At 42.0% G+C, this 19,341-nt stretch carries 8 protein-coding genes; 5 read left to right on the plus strand and 3 right to left on the minus strand.

Features of this window, described 5'->3' with window-relative positions; genetic code table 11:
- Positions 1-56: 56 nt before the first annotated feature.
- On the plus strand, positions 57-260 hold the full coding sequence (locus RM368_RS27125; RefSeq protein ID WP_322696922.1) for a dihydrofolate reductase family protein: 204 nt from the start codon (positions 57-59) through the stop codon (positions 258-260).
- A 479-nt stretch (positions 261-739) separates the two neighbouring features.
- Here the strand turns inward: RM368_RS27125 and RM368_RS27130 are convergent, their stop codons facing one another.
- From RM368_RS27130 to RM368_RS27140, 3 genes are all read right to left on the minus strand, one after another.
- Positions 740-1,498 carry a DUF2182 domain-containing protein gene (locus RM368_RS27130; protein ID WP_322696923.1) on the minus strand — a complete coding sequence of 253 codons (759 nt, stop codon included), beginning with the start codon at positions 1,496-1,498 and terminating at the stop codon, positions 740-742.
- 15 nt (positions 1,499-1,513) lie between these two features.
- Positions 1,514-3,100: a tyrosinase family protein gene (locus RM368_RS27135; protein ID WP_322696924.1), complete on the minus strand. Its 1,587-nt coding sequence runs from the start codon at positions 3,098-3,100 to the stop codon at positions 1,514-1,516.
- A 669-nt stretch (positions 3,101-3,769) separates the two neighbouring features.
- A complete protein-coding gene (locus tag RM368_RS27140) occupies positions 3,770-4,294 on the minus strand; it encodes a hypothetical protein (protein WP_322696925.1) in 525 nt (174 codons plus the stop codon).
- 607 nt (positions 4,295-4,901) lie between these two features.
- Between RM368_RS27140 and RM368_RS27145 the strand changes: the two genes are divergently transcribed.
- The 4 genes from RM368_RS27145 to RM368_RS27160 all read left to right on the plus strand — a co-directional run bounded on the left by RM368_RS27145 (position 4,902) and on the right by RM368_RS27160 (position 19,091).
- Positions 4,902-5,798: an SDR family oxidoreductase gene (locus tag RM368_RS27145; protein WP_322696926.1), complete on the plus strand. Its 897-nt coding sequence runs from the start codon at positions 4,902-4,904 to the stop codon at positions 5,796-5,798.
- A gap of 216 nt (positions 5,799-6,014) precedes the next feature.
- Positions 6,015-6,890 carry an S-formylglutathione hydrolase gene (gene fghA / locus RM368_RS27150; RefSeq protein ID WP_322696927.1) on the plus strand — a complete coding sequence of 292 codons (876 nt, stop codon included), beginning with the start codon at positions 6,015-6,017 and terminating at the stop codon, positions 6,888-6,890.
- 345 nt (positions 6,891-7,235) lie between these two features.
- Positions 7,236-18,194 carry a non-ribosomal peptide synthetase gene (locus RM368_RS27155; RefSeq protein ID WP_322696928.1) on the plus strand — a complete coding sequence of 3,653 codons (10,959 nt, stop codon included), beginning with the start codon at positions 7,236-7,238 and terminating at the stop codon, positions 18,192-18,194.
- 48 nt (positions 18,195-18,242) lie between these two features.
- A complete protein-coding gene (locus RM368_RS27160) occupies positions 18,243-19,091 on the plus strand; it encodes a cupin-like domain-containing protein (protein ID WP_322696929.1) in 849 nt (282 codons plus the stop codon).
- Positions 19,092-19,341 lie beyond the last annotated feature (250 nt).

Raw genomic sequence — 19,341 nt, forward strand, 5'->3', positions numbered from 1 at the left:
ATTAGATTCCTCTCAGCCCTTATGTCAAGCCTAGTTGAGATGCTCTTACCCTGCTAATGGGGGGTAGAGACCTGGTTGGTCAATTTCACGATCGCGGGCTACTTGATGAGGTAATTGTTCAGATTGCGTCAGTTACACTTGGTAGCGGAGCATCATTGCTACCACGTAAAATCGTTACGCCCCCATTAAAACTTTTATCTGTAAAGATCTATGGTAATACCTTTGCGGAGCTTCATTATGAAGTTTCTGGCTCACACTGATTATACGAGCGTCTTATCTGTCGTTACAAATTAATCAGAGTAAACTACCCACACTGACCCGAAGCGGGTACAGTGTAGGCTTATAAAATCATTTTAGCTTTGGGTCAACAACAGCTGGATGGTACTATCCGTGTCGCCGGGAAAATCTATTACTGCTAATATCCGTTTAAACGCTGTTTTGTGTTGTCATAATTTTAATTAAATACTTTTAAAAGTTAGCTAAGAACATTTTTTATTAGTTTTTAGCAGGCTTTTGCTTTAGTGTTAACTTTTTAGATTCTGTATTTATACAAAGGAAGAATTATTATAAAAATCTATGTAAATATATAATTGAAATTCATTAGTCTTTAGCTTCTTCAAGACAACAGAAGAGAGTGTGTGAGTCGGCAGCTAGGGCTGTACTTGCAAGTACCTTAAATGATTGCTATGGAAGGGAAAATGAACTACTTTGAGGGTGTTCTCAAAATTTTGTGTCAACGCTATATCTGCTCCTTAATGCCATGCTGAGTACTCAGTTGTGACAGCTTCTCTAGAGCCTTTGCCCACAAGGGAATATGCCATCGTGCTGGGCGGGGCAGGCGATAGCGCTCAAATAGGATGATCGAGCTTATCGTCGCCATCAGAGCCAAGTGTGCGTGGATAGAAGTCAGAGGTAAGAGCATGAGCGCCCAGCAAGCGCCTATGCACCAGAAGCCTTTGACTATTCCATAGTGCAGACAGTCTCTAACTGCTGCCAGTCCGAAGACGGAAAGACGAGGTGTCCAATGGCATTGGTTTAGGCAAACCTGCTTCCACGGGCTGGACTGCCATAAAACCACCAAAACCAGGGTAAGTCCAGATGCAACAAGCCATTTGTCATCAGTAATCAGCTGAAGCAAGAGGGCAGCTAGTATCAACACCATACCTGCCAGCATCCAGATAGAAACATAGCCAATCAAGAACAAAATAACCGCACTCAAACGCCGTCGAGCCAAGCTGCGTACCCAAAGGTGACGGATTGGCTCGGCTAATAGAGGAGACATCATGGCGACTAGCATGATCAGCCAGTACCACCCCATCAGAGTCAACGAGTGGAAATTTAGAGGGCTATATCCGTTGCCCTTGCTGGCGATGAAATGGGCTGATATGCCGAAATGGTGTCCTTGCACCAACATCGCCACCCAACCTAAAAGGGTGATAGTGATGAGTAGTGGAAACGGAGGTTCAGCGAGAACTATTAGATACAAGCTTAGTCGCATGATAAATTATCCGCCTTATTGCCCCTGTCGATAAATACTCACTCGCTCCACCGTTACCTGGTCGTTGGGCGTAAGTGTATTGCGCGAGAAAAACTCGACCTTCAGATTTGATACATCAAGTCCTTGTGAAAAATGAAGTGCATCGATGATATCAGTTATTTCTAGGACTTTGGTCAATCCTTTTCCTCCATGAGGTTGGTCGCGGCGCGATGCGCTACTCACTCCGAAAAATGAAATGCTTCCAGCGTACAGTTCAGGATAATCAGCTGGGTTAGCACCATCAGGTAAATTGATGTAAATATCGAGTATAACAGCGTCATGAGCAGCACGGATATTTTCCAGATTGAGGAAGATGCGATCTGGTTCTTGTACTGAAGCATCTGAGGAGCCACGGGACTCAAGAGCAGCGAAGCTTCTCTTTATCTTCTTCAATGTGGGATTATCTACTTGAACCTTGGTTGAGGCTCTCTTTTGTAATAAATCTAATTTGACGTTGTTGGCAGCAAGGAGTTCTACATTTCCAGCGTTATCCGCATCGAAGGATTTCACAGACTCTGTATCTAACGGTGAGTCAAGGCGCTCAAGTCTCTGACGAATCCGAGTAGTACCTTTTAGGGGGTCTGATATATCATCATAATTGTAATTGAGACGGGGCACTGAGGTCTGCAATACATCCTTTGATGTAAACTTCCAACTTTGGTTATCGGGGAATGGTAGGATAAATTCACGATCTAGCGGACCATCTAGCCAAGCACTTTCTGTCGGGTTTTGATGGCGGTGATTACGCTGTAGCCAAACCTCCCAAAGGCGATCAATATTGGCGTGATGCAGCCAAAATATAGGGTCAAGACCTGCTGTATCTGGGTCACTCATTAGACCAAGGTTATTAAATTCACTCTGGGGATCAAACTCTCCCAGTATACCGCCGATATCAACATGAATGACATCGTGTGGCTGGCTCTCCAGAACTCCATGAACCTCGCCTGCATGGGAAAACGCCGTTCTCACTCCACCGAAGCCGGGTGAGCCACCTGATTCTACCCCGGTAAAATCGGTTTCTACCAAAGTCTTTTTCAGTTTAACATCCTGTGGAGGTATGACGATCGGGGAATTGGCCTGGCCGAAGGGAAGCCCATAACGTTGTTTCACGAAAAGGGGATTGGGGCTGCCATCGGGCAAAGTTTCATTAGAGAACGCTGGCGGCAATTTACGTGCATTCAGGTTCTTTGTATCACTGTAATTCCAGTAGGGTAAAGCCCAATCATTGGGGCCACCGAGTTTGATAATGGCATCGCGGACGATCGCTTCTAGTGACGCAAGATACCCACGATGCCAAGGTAAGAAGTACCAACTCCCGTGCTGACATTGCGTCCAGTAACTGTCTCGCACCGACTGTTCCGGTAGCCGATCGCTATCATTCAGGTAGCCATTATTCTTCCATTTGTTGCTCTCGAAGCCATGAATGGCGGCCAGAAACTGCCAGCTGGTTGGATCGTTGATGGGTCTAGTCTTAAGCACACCAACACCTTTGGCATACCAGTACAGAGGCTGATTGTTAAAATCTCCGCCATTCGCCCAGACGCTTTTCCTAACAAAAACCATAACGCTCCTCTTTCAGATTGATTGACTTTTGGTAGGGATAAAGCCAGAACTTAATCTGCGTATTTCCCCACTTTCTAAACCAATTACAAATAGCCAAGATAATATAAAGCAATCTACGTATCCCATAATTTGATCGGAAAGATTGCATTACTTTTACTGTGGATAATTCTTGTAGGTTGCAGATCCTACTTGACTCTATCAGTACAGTAGAAGATGATATTTGAAAAGCGATCTGTCGAGTAAAAATCGCTCTCTAATGTTTTTTACTCTGCCAGGATTGCTATTTTACTCAAGCATTTGGCATTAAATTTAACTTCTGATTCCCTTTCTAACACCCTCTTAACACCACATTACAAGAGTGTGCTTAAACAGACAATATATTTCTTTTTTTCTTAATATTTAAAGTTAAGTAAAAATAACTTTAAGTGTGATTTTATACAATTTGTAAGAAACACAAGTAAAAGCAAAAAAATGTGGAATTTGAGGAACCCAAAACTTTACTAAATAGGGCTGTTAACTGAAAAATATTTTCTCACTAAGGAATATTTTCAAATTCTATAAAGTGGGTTAAGGCTCTAATTGAGGCAATAAAACCCCATAAATTGACACTCTCTCTATTCGCTGCCTAAGAAATTAGAAAATGATAGAATATTTTTTAGTTGGATTTTCTTATTGCCCTTGTCGATAAATACTCACCCTCTCCACGGTTACGTTGTAGTTTGGCGTAAGTGTATTGCGTGAGAAAAAATCGACCTTCAGATTTGATACATCAAGTCCTTGTGAAAAATAGAGCGTATCAATAATATCAGTGATTTCTAAGACTTTAGTGACTCCTTTTCCTCCATGCTGCTCGTTACTGCGTAATGCGTTACTCACTCCGAAAAATGAGACACTTCCAGCGTACAGTTGAGGATAATCATCTGGGTTAGCACCATCAGGCAGATTGATGTAAATATCAAGTACAATAGCGTCATGAGCCGCGCTGACATTTTCCAGATTGAGGAAGATGCGGTCTGTTTCTTGTATTGAAGATTCAGCAGGCTCAAAAGCTCTGAAGCTTCTCTTAACTTTCCTCAAGATCGGATTGTTGATTTGAACCTGCGTCGAGGCTGTGCGTCCAGTTAACTCCAGCTTGACGTTGTTGGCTCCCAGAAGTTCTACATTTGGCTGGTAATTCACATTGAAGAAGCTCATATAATCTAAGTCTAAGGGCGATCCCAGCCGCTTAAGTCTCCAGCTAATCGGATTAGCACCTTTTAGTAGGGTTGATAGGTCAGCATACTTCTAATTTAACTTAGGTACGCAGGTCTGTAACACATCCTGTAGTGTGAACTTCTAGCCTTGGCTAAAGGTCAAAGCTTCAATAAATTTACGGTTTAGCCAAGCTCCTTAGCGCTCTTCCATCACTCTCATGGTTGTTCCAGACTACTATGAATATGAGGATTCTCTATTTTACTCTGCTTAGAGTGATGGAAGAGCGCTTATCCCGATTTTTCCTGCCTAAAACTGAGCAAGAAAAGAACAAAGTTGTCAAGGTTAATCTTGAACTTCCTGCTGCATAGTCTGAAACTTCTCTACCGACAATGATTGATTGAGATAGCTAAAAGCCCAGTTATGAGATGACTGGGCTTTTTTGTATACGATGTCTTATTGCCTGATAACAAATACAAGCGCATCAATTAGCCCGCGCTTAAGTCTTACATACTATGGAACATTATTCTGCTCAAAGGGTGAGGAATCGTTCTCCTCAATACTTGATACTTGAGTCTTGAATTGCAAAAACTATCAAAACAACTAAGTGATGAAAGACGATCGATTAGAGATGCAAGACCCCCGGCAGCAATATCCCGCTCCGCCCTTTCCTCAACAACCGCAGTCCGTACCAGGACTTACTCAAAAGATGCAGCCCCAACCGGATCACGGTGAGCAGAGCTACATTGGATGTGGAAAGCTTGCAGGTCGGAAGGCATTAGTCACCGGAGCAGATTCTGGTATCGGGCGTGCTGTTGCGATCGCATTTGCGCGAGAAGGTGCTGATGTCGCTATCGGCTATCTTAAGAGCGAAGAGGCTGATGCAATAGAGGTGATCCAATTGATTGAACAATCAGGGCGCAAAGCAGTTGCGCTTCCGGGTGACATCACCGACGAGCATTTTTGCCAAAAGCTGGTGACAGATGCAGTGCAATCTTTGAACGGTTTAGATATTCTGGTGAACAATGCTGGCGCACAGACATCTTACCCATCAATTAGCGACATCACGACTGAGCATTTCGATAAAGTGATGAAGACAAACCTCTACGCGCTATTTTGGATTACCAAAGCTGCCGTTCCACATCTTAAACCCGGAGCATCAATTATTAACACCACTTCGATTCAGGCATATCAACCTTCAGCGAGTCTGCTTGACTATGCGATGACCAAAGCCGGCATTGAGAATTTCAGCAAATCTCTCGCTAAACAGATGATCGAGAAGGGAGTGCGCGTTAATGCAGTCGCACCCGGTCCATTCTGGACTCCGCTACAGCCGAGTGGTGGTCAGACCCAGGAGAAGATCGAGAAATTTGGTTCTGAAGTTCCGCTCGGAAGACCTGGGCAACCTGTGGAAATTGCTCCTGTGTATGTGTTGCTTGCTTCCCAAGAAGGCAGCTACATCACCGGAGAAGTTTATGGTGTAACAGGCGGCATCGGGATTGCCTAGTTCAAAAGACATCTTGGTTGGCAAAAGTAACTTTTGCTTTCCGGTTGGGGTGCATGTTAAAGGGGAAGAGAAAATTCTAGACCTTTACCTCCGCCCCTTATCCCCAGAGGGGACCCCACCTTCCCCATTCCCCTTCTCCCCGCTTTCGTCATGAAAGCGAACTACTACGCTAAAATAACCATTCTCCGCAGCCGCTCAGGAAAAAGAATATAACTAATGGCTAACCTCAACCTCATTTCAGAATATAAAAGCTTTGGTGGCAAACTCGGTTTCTACAGTCATCACTCCTCCACTTGTAACGCCCAAATGCGCTTTACCATCTATCAACCACCACAAGCAATCTCATTTCCTGTACCGATTCTTTATTTCCTCTCTGGATTAACTTGCACGGAAGAGAATTTTATGGCGAAGGCGGGAGGAGTGCAGCGCTTTGCTGCTGAGTACGGTTTGATATTGGTTGCACCAGATACCAGTCCGCGTAATACTGGCATTGCAGGTGAGGATGATGACTGGGACTTTGGCACTGGTGCAGGTTTTTATGTTGATGCTACAGAAGAACCGTGGCGACAAAACTACCAAATGTATAGTTATATCGTCCAGGAATTACCTGCTTTAATTACTGCAAATTTCCCCACCCAACCTGATAAACAAGGTATTTTCGGTCATTCGATGGGAGGACATGGGGCACTTGTCTGTGCAATGAGAAACCCAGAACTCTACAAATCAGTATCAGCTTTTGCACCGATTACTGCACCTATGCGTTGTCCTTGGGGTCAAAAGGCTTTGGGTGGTTATCTTGGCAGCAATCAAGAAAATTGGCGTGCTTATGATGCTAGTGAATTAGTCAAGCAAGTAGGTTATCACAGTTCAATTCTTATCGATCAAGGGACTTGCGATCAATTTTTAGCTAAACAGTTACTGCCAGAGGTGTTTAAGCAAGTTTGTACAGATGTTAACCAGCCGCTAAACTTGCGTTACCAAGAAGGCTATGACCACAGTTATTATTTCATCGCCAGTTTTATTGAAGATCATATCCGCCACCATACGATCGCCTTTAAAAAACTAGACCAGAAAACAGGAATTCAGATTTGACACTTTTCTTAAGTTTTATATTGTAACCTGAGTTCGGGATCAGGAAAGGGACAGGTAGTAAGCTGAAAATAGCGTTTTTTTTACTGCTGGTAGGTGTAATATCAGCTTACCTGCTTTGTATACCAATTAGATAGTTAGAGATCTCTCCAACTTTTCAAACAGCCTCTTAGTGCATAAGCTGGGCAAAAATACTTCTATATAAGTTATGTAAGAGTAAATGCAGGTTATACGGAAGTAAATCATCGCCTTTGTAAATATATTTTGATTAATTTTTGAGAAAACTTGTTAAATATTTACTGTTTTAGCCATCAGTTTATTTCAAGTAAATTCAAGGTGTATTTGTATATGAGTTTAAAAGATAAAATAGAAGATATTTTCCCCCTCACTCCCTTACAGAAAGGACTATTATTTCATTCCTTATACGAACCAGAATCTGGCGTTTATTTTGAGCAATTTCATTGCCGTTTAGAAGGAGATGTTTCTGTAATTGCAGTGCGCCAAGCATGGCAAAGTTTAGTTGAGCGCCATTCAATTTTACGGACTGCGATTATCACCAAAGGGCAAACCGAACCCGTACAAGTTGTATTTCGCAATCTCGTATTTAAAATAGCAGAAGAAGATTGGCGTGGTTTGAGAAACTCCACGCAAAAAAACCGAGTAAGAGAATTTCTCCAAGCAGATAGACGACAAGGATTTATTCTTAATCGTCCGCCTTTGATGCGAGTAACCTTAATTCGTCTAGGTGAAGACTGCTGGGATTTAGTCTGGAGTCACCACCATATAATTTTGGATGGTTGGTCTTGGCCGATACTACTACGTGAATTCTTGATGTTGCATAAAGCAGCTAAAGAAAATGTAGAAGTTTCTCTACCAAGCGTGCGTCCGTATGGTGATTTTATAGCTTGGTTAAAACAGAAAAATCCCCAAGAGGGTGAATCATTTTGGCGTGAATATATGGGTGGCTTTGAAAGTGCTACTCCCTTATTAATCATGTCCAAAACCAAGCTAGGTAGTACTTTTAAGAATGGAGAAATCAAACATCAATTATCGCCCGAAAATACGGCTTTATTGCAGAAATTAGCCCGAAATTGTAGCGTCACCCTCAACACCGTGATTCAGGGAGCTTGGGCGATATTACTTAATCGTTATAGCCGCAACACAGACATAGTTTATGGAATTACAGTAGCGGGACGCCCCCCAGAACTACCAGAAGTAGAAGGGATGATTGGGCCTTTTATTAATACTTTGCCGTTTCGCGTCTTGATATCTGGAGAACAAACCCTTGATTCTTGGTTGCAAAACCTGCAAGCACGCACAGCCTTAATGCGTCAGTTTGAACATTCCAGCCTATCAGATATCCAAGGATGGAGTGATGTTCCACGAGGACAACCACTGTTTGAAAGTTTGCTAGCTTTTGAAAATTTTCCGGCTGATAAATCGTTAAAATCTGCTGATTTTGGGTTGAATGTTCCTGAATCGTCTTTTTTTGAAACTACCCATTATCCCTTGACCCTAGTAGTTGTTCCGGGGGATGAACTCTCACTAAAATTAAGCTACAATGCGAGTCGCTTTGATGCGGTGGCTATGGAATTATTGCTAGAGCAATTCTGCCATTTACTATTCAATATGGCAAATAATGCCCAAGCGCCTTTGCAGTCTTTAACACTAATTGGTCATGAGGAATCGGTAATTGATAATAGGCGAACTACCAATTACGAATCACCAATTACCATCAGGGAAGTGTTTGCAGAAACTGTAAGCAAATATCCAAACCGCATTGCTCTAACATTTGAGAATCAAAGCTTTACTTATGAAGAACTAGACCGCCGTTCTAACCATATTGCTCGATATCTGCAAAAGCAAGGTATTGGTTCAGATAAACGCGTGGTGATTTGCCTTGAGCGCTCTCCAGAACTGATAATAGCCATGTTGAGTGTAGTTAAGGCAGGGGGTGTTTATGTTCCTGTCGATCCGACTTATCCTGGCGATCGCATCGAGTTTACCATTTCTGACTGTGAAGCGGAACTAATTCTCACCACAACTACCATCAGTCGCCAACTTCCAGAATCCATACTGAAAATTTGTCTGGATGGAGAAGATGCGCCCTATTTAACTCAAAGCAATGAACCTTTGATAGAAGATAGCCTTGACCCAGATTCAGGGGCTTATATTATCTACACATCTGGTTCAACAGGAAAACCCAAAGGCGTGTTAGTCACCCAGCACAACGTTACCCGACTATTTTGCAGCACCCAGCACTGGTTTGAATTCAACGAGCAGGATGTTTGGACATTCTTCCATTCCTTCGCCTTCGATTTTTCCGTTTGGGAGATTTGGGGAGCTTTGCTTTATGGCGGACGACTGGTAATCGTTCCTTATTGCGTCAGCCGTAACCCCGAAAGCTTCCTTCAGCTACTTGACAATGAGCAAGTTACTGTTTTGAATCAAACTCCCTCAGCTTTTGCTCAATTACTAGCAGCAGAATCGGGTGAGAGAACCTCGCCCCTACGGTACATCATTTTTGGCGGCGAAGCCCTGAATCTACCAAGTCTGCGTCCCTGGTTTGAACGTCATGGAGAAAATCAGACGCGCTTGGTGAATATGTACGGGATTACAGAGACAACAGTCCACGTTACTTATAGACCTATTAGCAAAAAAGATGTAGACGACTCATCTGGTAGTTTAATTGGTCAACCAATCCCCGATTTAAGTCTCTATATCTTAGATTCTAATGGTAATCCCCTACCAACCGGAGTGATTGGTGAAATTTATGTTGGCGGTGCTGGAGTGGCGCGTGGTTATCTTAACCGACCAGAACTAACCGCAGAAAGGTTTGTTGAGGATACCTTCTCAGTAGATTCACTATCGCGGTTGTATCGTACTGGTGATTTGGGGCGCTTTCTCCCTAACGGCGATTTGGAATATCTCGGACGCATAGATTACCAAGTCAAAATTCGCGGCTTCCGAATTGAAATTGGCGAAATCGAAGCCGTTATTTCCCAGTTCCCTGATGTCCAGGAAACTATTGTTTTAGTTCATTTGGAAGCTCAAAGCAATCAACAACGCTTAATTGCTTATGTAGTTTGTACTCCTGGGAAGCAACCAACCATTGAAACGCTGCGAAATTATTTGCAGCAGCATTTGCCAGATTACACGATCCCGTCGCAGATTGTTTATCTGGAGCGATTACCACTGACAGCCAACGGCAAAATCGATCGCAAAGCGCTACCCGCACCAGAAATTAAACGGGAAAATCTCGAAGTTGCCTTTGTTCCTCCCGCTACACCCATTGAGGAAATTTTAGCTGACATCTGGCAACAAGTTTTAAGTGTAAATCGCGTCGGACGATTTGATAATTATTTTGTTTTGGGTGGCGATTCTATCCGCAGTATTCGCGTTGTTTCTCTCGCCCAAACTCAGGGATTAAACTTAAAAATAGAGCAAATTTTTGCTCATCCTGTGCTATCAGATTTAGCCAGATTGTTGGTACAATCGGAAGTAGTAGACAGCAATAAAATTGATGAAGAACCCTTCGCCTTAATTTCACTAGCAGATAGAGAAAAGCTCCAAAATTGGGCTGAAGATGCCTATCCTTTGGCGCAACTGCAAGCAGGAATGCTCTTTCATGGTGAATATTCACAAAGTTCTACAACTTACCATGATGTTTTCAGTTTCCGAATTCGTATACCTTTTGATCTCCAAGTTTGGGAAGCAGCTTATACCCAAATGTTTGCCAGACATCAGATATTACGGACGGCATTTTATTTAGCTGAATTTAGTCAACCGATTCAGGCAGTTGTCAAAGAAGTATCTGCCAAAGTTATTTTTGAGGATTTAACTAATTTATCACCATCAGCACAAGATGATTATCTAAAAATATTTATTGGCACAGAACGGGAGAATCGCTTCGATTACAAGAGTGCGCCATTAATGCGTTTTCATATTCACCTGCTGGATGAAAATGTGATACAAGCATCTTTGACTTTGCATCATGCCATCATGGATGGATGGAGTTTAGCTAACTTTCTATCAGAATTAACAGGCTTATACCTGCATCTACTCGATCGGGGTGTGCCTGCACTACCACCTCCACCAGCTTTAAAATACTCTAGATTTATCACCTTAGAAAAACAAGCTTTGGCTGATAGTAATCAGCAAGAATTTTGGCAAAATAAACTGGCACAAATTCCCTTCACTAGACTACCACGCTGGCCGGATGTGGTTTCCCTAGAACCAAAAATGGGGAAATTTGATCTAACTTTATCAGAGACAATTTCCCACAGTTTAAAAGCTTTATCTAAGCAATTGGGTGTGACTCTGAAAACGTTATTACTAGCAGTTCATCTCCAAGTTATTGGTTTTTACTCTGGCGACACAGAAGTGGTTACTGGATTGGTGAGCAATGGGAGGCCGACAGAAAATGACAGCGATCGCGTTTTAGGATTATTCTTAAATACATTGCCATTACGCTTATCATTAGCGAGAGGTTCTTGGGTTGACTTGATTGCAAAAACTTGGCGTGCTGAACAAGAGTTAATGCCAAATCGTCGTTTTCCTTTGGCAGAACTGCAAAGGTTAAATGAAAATCAACCTTTATATGAAACTTCTTTTAATTTTGTTCATTTCCACATTTACCAAGGACTGCTAAGTTGGCAGAAAGTGGAATTAATCCAGTCAGAATCATTGGATGAAACAAATATTCCTTTTGCTGTCAGTTGGAGTGAGGAAGTAGCTGCGGGACTTCTCTCATTTAATATCACCTACGATCGGCAAAAATTTGATGATGAGCAAATCAAGAACATTGCTAACTATTGTCAAAGAAGTTTAGAGGCACTAATTGCAAATCCACAGGCCGATCGTGAATTGGTCATAGATAGTCCAATTCCTAATGCCCAATTCTCAATTCCCAATTTCCAATCCCCAATACATGAAATTTTCACCCAACAAGCCGCAGAAAATCCCGATTCTATCGCTGTTATTTGTCAGGGAGAAAGTTGGACATATGCCCAATTAAACCAAAAAGCCAATCAGTTGGCGCGATTTTTGGTTAAGTTGGGTATTAGTGCAGAACAGCCTGTAGGTATTTGTTTGGAACGTTCTTTAGACATGGTTTGCTCTATATTGGCGGTTCTGAAAGCAGGTGGTTGTTATGTACCAATTGACCCTGATTATCCGGCTGTCCGCATTCAGTCGATGTTGGAGGATGCTAATGTTAGTTTGCTGCTGTCTCGTTCTGATTTAGAAATCTGGAATGGGAAAAACGAACCGCAGAAAAACGAGAGTACAACCAATTTTTTGGCTGATTCTTGTCAAGTTATCTGTGTTGATATTTATAGCGAAGAAATTGCAGTTCAATCTGTTGAAGATTTACAAATTCCGGTTTTGGCTGATAATATCGCCTATATCATATTTACATCTGGTTCCACTGGACGACCAAAAGGTATTGCGATTTCCCATCAGGCTTTAGCCCAGCATCAGGCTTGGTTTTTAAAGACTTTTGGAGTGAATTGTGACGATGTAGTGTTGCAAAAGACACCATTTAGCTTTGATGCTTCGGTGTGGGAATTTTGGACACCTTTGATGGTAGGAGCTAAACTCGTAATGGCGAAGCCAGGAGGTCATCAAGATCCGGCGTACTTAGTCAAAACTATTCAGCAAGAAAATGTGACTTTGCTGCAATTAGTGCCGAGTCTTTTAGAAATGCTTGTTGGTGAACCGGGATTTTCTGAATGTTCATGTCTGCGTTTAGTTTTCAGCGGTGGTGAACCACTAAAAACACGGGTGTGGGATAAGTTTAGAGATGTTGCATCTAACTTCTCTAGATTGGTGAATCTTTATGGGCCAGCGGAAACAACTATTGATGTTGCTTTCCATCGTTGTAAAGAAAACGAAATTACCGACGTTATTCCCATTGGCAAACCAGTCACTAACACTCGTTTATATATCCTAAATTCTCATCTGCAACCTGTGCCTATTGGTACACCAGGTGAATTATTTGTGGCTGGCTCTCAATTAGCTCGTGGTTACTGGAATGCTCCAAGAATAACTGCCGAAAGCTTTTTACCCGATCCATTTGTTGAAAATGCGGGCAGTCGGATGTATCGCACAGGCGATCGCGCCCGCTATTTACCTGATGGTAGGATTGAGTTTCTCGGACGTGCAGATCAACAAGTCAAGATTCGAGGTTTCCGCATCGAAACTGGCGAGATTGTGGCAGCTTTAGAAAAACAAGCTTGGATAGTTCGGGCTGTGATTAAAGCTATTGCTACTCCTGGTAAACCCAATCGACTAATTGCTTATTTGGAACTGAAAACACCGCCGACATCCTGGCAAACAGTTTTGCGATCGCAATTATCTGCGCTGCTCCCTGATTATATGATTCCTTCGGTGTTTGTTAGTCTCGATGCTTGGCCTTTACTACCAAATGGGAAAATTAACCTCAACGCCTTACCCGCTCCTCAAGATGAAAATACAGTTACTCGTGAGCAATACATTGCCCCACAAACCAAAACTGAAGAGATTTTAACTAAACTTTGGCAGCAAGTACTACAAGTATCCCGTGTGGGGATTAAAGATGACTTCTTTGAACTAGGAGGAGATTCAATTCTGGCGCTGCAAATTATTGCTAAAGCCCGGGAAGTTGGACTTTATTTCACGCCGCAAGATTTGTTTAAAAATTCCCAAGTGACAGCACTGACACCTTATATTAAAACCACAGCAAAATTCCCAAATTCTTTCTCAATTCCTGTCGGCAGTGCAGTTCCACAAACTCCGATCCAACAATGGTTTTTCCAGCAATCACTACGTCATCCTGAACACTGGAATCAGGCGCTTTTCTTGGATGTCAAACCGGAATATAATGCATCACAATTTCAAACTGCTTTAAGTCATATTGCTACCATTCACCCAGCTTTTCGCCTGCGATTTTGCCAAACTGAAGCTGGATGGATACAATGGTTAGACGATGATAGTCATATTTTCAATTTTGATATTGTTGACCTGAAAGGTACTTCCAACGTAGAACTATCAGAAAAACTACAAACAATCACCTCTGAATTTCAGGCTCAACTTAATTTAGAAAATGGCCCTCTATTTCGTGCTGTCTACTTCCAGACTGACGAAAATATATCTGATAAGCTATTACTAATTATTCATCACCTCATTGTTGATGGTGTTTCTTGGCGCGTCATTTTGCAAGATTTAGCTATAGCTTGTAATGCCTTGCAAACGGAACAGGAAATTTCTTTATCTGCTCATAGTGTCGGTTTCCCTCAATGGACTCACCATCTACACACTCTGACTGAAAATTCTGATTGGGAAGAAGAAGTAGCTTTCTGGAAAACACAACAAGTTTCTAATTCCGAATTACCTCTTGATTTTCCTGATGGCATAGCAGATAACACAGAAATTTCTGCTACCCAAATAGAATGCAATTTCAGCGAAGATGAAACTGATAGTCTCCTTTATGAATTGCCACGTACTCACAAAGTTAGGATTCAGGAAGTTTTGCTGGCAGTTATTTTAGAAGTGGTAACAGAATGGACAGGTGAATCAAAAATATTAATTGCCCTAGAAAGTCACGGACGGGAAAGCGATTCTACTGCTATTGATGTCTCTGATGCTGTGGGCTGGTTTACATCTCTTTTCCCCTGCAAACTAGAGAAAACTCAAAAGAGCAAATTCAGCAATTTAGAAAGCGTCAAAGAACAGTTGCGGAACTTGCCAAATAATGGCTTTACTTACGGTATCCTCTCTCAAAAATCCGAATTCGCGTCTATCTTACCGTCAATTCCCCAAGGCATTCTGTTTAACTATTTGGGACAATTTGATGAAAACCTTTCCCAAGCAGCACCCTTTACCCCAGCTAGCGAAGATGTCGGATTATCTCGACACCCAAAAAATAGGCGTGCTTTTCAACTAGAAATTACTAGTTTAATTGCTAACGGCAAACTCCAAATGCGGTTTGGTTTTAGCAAAGCTTTACATCGAGAAGAAACGATTCGCCGTTTAGCAGATAATTTCTCCAAACATTTACAGACTTTGTTAGCAAGTAGCCGCCATCAAGAATACAGTTTAACACCTGCTGATTTTCCCCTCGCTAACCTGAATTCCGAACAACTGGTTATTGCTTTGGCGGGAACTACTGATGTGGAAGATATTTATCCTCTGTCCCCTGTTCAGGAAGGAATACTTTTTCATGCAAATTATGAATCACAAAAAGATATTTACCTGCAACAGGTGAGTGGTGAAATTGAGGGATTTCTGAACGCAGAAAGTTTTAAAAAGGCTTGGGAATCTTGTATTAACCGCCATCCTAGTTTACGTGCTTCCTTTGTCTGGCGCGATTTACCCCGACCGTTGCAACGCATTCACCGCCAAGTTAATTTGCCCTTTGTCTGCGAAGATTGGCGCGAATGCGATATTGATGAAGTAGCAAGAAAATGGTCAAATTTGTTAACAACAGACCGCCAGCAAAGCTTGTCAACAGAAATAGCCCCACTGATGCGGATGACTTTAGTGAGAACCCAAGAACAGAAATGGCAATTTCTCTGGACTCACCATCATTTACTTTTAGATGGTTGGTCATTACCGCTGGTTTTCCGGGATGCGATCGCATTTTACCAAGCTAAAACAGAACGCCCGAATTTACCACAACCACCCATTTACCGAGACTTTATTGCTTGGTTGCACAAACAAGAATCTGGTTTGGCAGAATCTTTCTGGCGCAAAGAATTAAGCGGTTTGCAAGAAGCAACTACTTTGGGTATTAAAAAATCCTCCCCTGATGATTACCAAACCTTACAAACTACTATTCCCAAAGAAATTTACACCCAACTCCAAATATTTGCCCAGAAAAATCAAGTAACATTAAATACTTTGGTGCAAGCTGCTTGGGGCATTCTTTTGAGCCGATATAGTGGTTCTGAAGATGTGGTTTTTGGTGTCACCGTGTCCGGACGTACTACGGAATTATCAGGTTTTGCCGAGATGGTGGGTCTATTTATTAACACCTTGCCTTTGCGTCTGAAATTAGATGCAGCCACACCCTTGAAGCTGTGGTTAATAGAATTGCGCGATCGCCTCTCGGCAATTAATGAATATTCCTTCACTCGTTTAGTAGATATTCAAGGATGGAGTAACATTCCTAGAGGAGAACCGTTGTTTGAATCCATTGTGGTTTATGAAAATTACCCAGTGGAAGAAAGTCTGCGTCAAAATCCAGGAGAATTGGCGATCCATGCTGTTGAGTCTGTGGAGAAAAATCATTACCCGATCAGTCTATATGCCTTACCAGGAGATGATTTGACGCTGAAAATCGCTTTTGGGGAGCAGATTGGGAGTGCAAAAGCGCGAGGAGATATATTAGATCGTCTCACACACATACTAACCAGTTTTGTTACCGAAAAACCGCAATTCATCGGTGAAATTGGTCTGTTATCGAAAGACGAAGTAGGTGAGGTAAATCACCCAGTTACCCATTCCCGATTACCCATTACTCCAATATATGAATTATTCAGTCAGCAAGCCGCTCAGACTCCGGATGGAATTGCTGTTTTCCCCTCCCTAACCTACGCAGAATTAGAACGTAAATCTAATCAAGTTGCTCGCGCCCTGCTGCAACTTGGTGTGATGCGAGAAACCTTAGTGGCGGTTTGTTTAGAACGTCATGCAGGTTTGCCGATCGCACTGTTGGGAATTATGAAAGCAGGTGCGGCTTATGTACCACTAGATCCTACCTTCCCCCGCGATCGCCTGGAGTGGATGCTAAAAGACAGCGCCGCGGCTGTAATCGTCACTGAAGATCGAATTGTGTCAGCACTTCCAGCATCATCTGCAAAGGTTCTGTTGCTAGATTCGGTTTCGACTCAATCAGATACAGCACCACCTGCCGTTGTTGGTAACAATCACTTAGCTTACGTTATTTATACATCTGGTTCTACTGGACGACCCAAGGGAGTACAAATTCAGCATGAATCTCTGGTGAATTTCCTGTTCAGTTTCCAAGAAAAACTGGGACTGACTGCTGCTGATACTCTGGTTGCAGTCACTACAGTTTCTTTTGATATTGCTGGACTAGAACTTTTCTTACCACTAATTAGCGGTGCCAGATTAGTCTTAGCTGACAAGGATACCACCAGAGATGGATTTAAGTTAGCTCAATTACTGCAAACATCCCAAGCCACGGTGATGCAAGCTACTCCAACTACCTGGAGATTGCTCTTGGCTGCTGGTTGGCAACCAAGTGATGATTTTCGCGTTCTTTGTGGTGGAGAAGCTATCCCAGTTGATTTAGCCGCCTCTCTTCTCAACTTGAAGGTGAATCTGTGGAATGTTTACGGGCCGACGGAAACCACAATTTGGTCTACCATCAAAGAAATTAAGCTGCTACAGGATGCATATTCCATCGGTAGGGGAATCGCCAACACGTCAATTTATATTTGGGATAATGCTGGTAATCCCGTTCCAGAAGGGATTGTAGGTGAGTTGTTGATTGGGGGAGCAGGATTAGCACGGGGTTATCGCCAAAGACCGGATTTGACGGCCCAAAGATTTGTCCCCAATCCCTTGGCTGCAAATCCCGGTGAGCGATTATATCGTACTGGTGATTTGGCGCGTTGGCTACCGAATGGTGAAATTGAATTTTTGGGACGTAGCGATTACCAAGTGAAAATCCGTGGTTTCCGCATCGAACTGGGAGAAATTGAAACAGTTTTAGAAACTCATCCTGCGATCGCTCAAGCTATTGTCCAAGCTATTGACGATACTGTAGCAGGTAAAAAGCTTGTTACATATTTAGTTGTCAAATCTGAAGCTGAAAAACCCACTCTCGAAACTTTGCAATCATATATATTGGCAAAACTGCCTGATTATATGCTGCCTGACTCTTGGGTGTTTCTAGATGCGATGCCTCTAACACCTAATAATAAACTCGATCGCCTTGCTTTACCGTTACCAAATCAGTTCGATGGTCAAGTTGATTATACAGCGCCGAGAAATGCGATCGAAGAAGCATTAACCTATATTTGGCAAGAAATTCTGCAAGTCGAGAGGGTGGGAATTATAGACAACTTTTTCCAACTTGGCGGACATTCTCTATTAGCCGCTCAAGTTCATGCTCGTATTAGAAAAGTATTCTTGATTGATTTAGAATTACGGGAACTTTTTGATACGGTAACAATTGAAAAAATGGCACAACTTTTATTGACGCGAGAACCTCAAGTGGGACGCACTGAAAAAATAGCGAAAGCGTTTTTACGCATCAAAAAAATGACACCAGAAGAAAAAGCTAAACTCCTCAAATAAAATGGTCTGTCTAATTCCAAAAAACATCTCGAAACAGGAATTTTATGTATGATGAGCAAGCATGATTTTACTACAGTGAGCCACATTGAACGCATTGAAAAACCGACAAGAGAGGAATTTCAAAGGAATTTTCTTTCTCCTAGAAGACCTGTCATCATCACTGGGGTTATTAATGATTGGAATGCTCTGTCTTTATGGACTGCTAATTATCTAACTACCTTATTCAGCGATAAACAAGTTGATATAAGTGTTTCTCAAAATAGCATTTTCACAGGCGATTTGGAAAATGGATTTGCTAATTTGAAACAGAAAATACAATTTAGCGACTTCATCAACATCCTGGCTTCAAAAAATAAATCTGATAAATTCTACTATCTCCAACAACAGTCAATTCCCACAGAATTTCCCGAAATACTGCAAGATATAAAGCTCCCAGAATACTTCGATAAAAAGTTATTTGTCGATCCAACTATTTGGATTGGTTCTGGCGGCAACATATCCCCATTACATTATGATGCAATGGATAACTTATTTACTCAAGTTAGCAATTGCAAGCGTTTCCTGTTGTTTGACCCCCAACAAACATCTTTATTATATCCTTTTCCTGCTACTTCAAAAATTCCACACATGAGCCAAATAAATATTGAAAAGCCAGATTTTGAGAAATTTCCCAATTTCCAAAAAGCCAAATATTTTGAGTGTATTGTCGAACCAGGTGAAATTTTATTTATTCCGGCTTTTTGGTGGCATCAAGTATATTCCCTAGACAATTCAACTCACGAGCTAAATATTTCTGTAAATTTCTGGTCTAAGCCACCTATTAGTCAATTTTTAACTCCTCCTGGGCGGAGATTGGCAGCACAGATACCCACTCTTTTAAAGTCAGCTTTTAGTTAATGATTCTATATTAGATTTGATGCCTTAAGAATTGAGAAAACCGCGCTGTTTTTAATAGCAAAATAAACCTCACGAGGTGTACTGAAAAGATAGCGCTAGCGTTTTTACAGATGAAACAGATGACACTAGAAGAAAAAACTAGACTTCTGCAAACGAAACGTACTAAATCCTAACTTGCAGGTAGGTGAATATTGGGGAGTACGTTAATACTGAATTAGGACTTATATCAGGTCGCTAAATTACCCTTAAT

It is taken from the genome of Nostoc sp. DedSLP03 (assembly GCF_034530815.1).
In the GTDB taxonomy this organism is placed as follows: Bacteria; Cyanobacteriota; Cyanobacteriia; order Cyanobacteriales; family Nostocaceae; genus Nostoc.

What these genes read in the sequence shown, in the direction of transcription:
- RM368_RS27125 (WP_322696922.1), top strand. Translation starts at nt 57, where the DNA reads ATGGGGGGTAGAGACCTGGTTGGTCAATTTCACGATCGCGGGCTACTT.
- RM368_RS27130 (WP_322696923.1), bottom strand. Translation starts at nt 1,498, where the DNA reads ATGCGACTAAGCTTGTATCTAATAGTTCTCGCTGAACCTCCGTTTCCA.
- RM368_RS27135 (WP_322696924.1), bottom strand. Translation starts at nt 3,100, where the DNA reads ATGGTTTTTGTTAGGAAAAGCGTCTGGGCGAATGGCGGAGATTTTAAC.
- RM368_RS27140 (WP_322696925.1), bottom strand. Translation starts at nt 4,294, where the DNA reads ATGAGCTTCTTCAATGTGAATTACCAGCCAAATGTAGAACTTCTGGGA.
- RM368_RS27145 (WP_322696926.1), top strand. Translation starts at nt 4,902, where the DNA reads ATGAAAGACGATCGATTAGAGATGCAAGACCCCCGGCAGCAATATCCC.
- fghA (WP_322696927.1), top strand. Translation starts at nt 6,015, where the DNA reads ATGGCTAACCTCAACCTCATTTCAGAATATAAAAGCTTTGGTGGCAAA.
- RM368_RS27155 (WP_322696928.1), top strand. Translation starts at nt 7,236, where the DNA reads ATGAGTTTAAAAGATAAAATAGAAGATATTTTCCCCCTCACTCCCTTA.
- RM368_RS27160 (WP_322696929.1), top strand. Translation starts at nt 18,243, where the DNA reads ATGATGAGCAAGCATGATTTTACTACAGTGAGCCACATTGAACGCATT.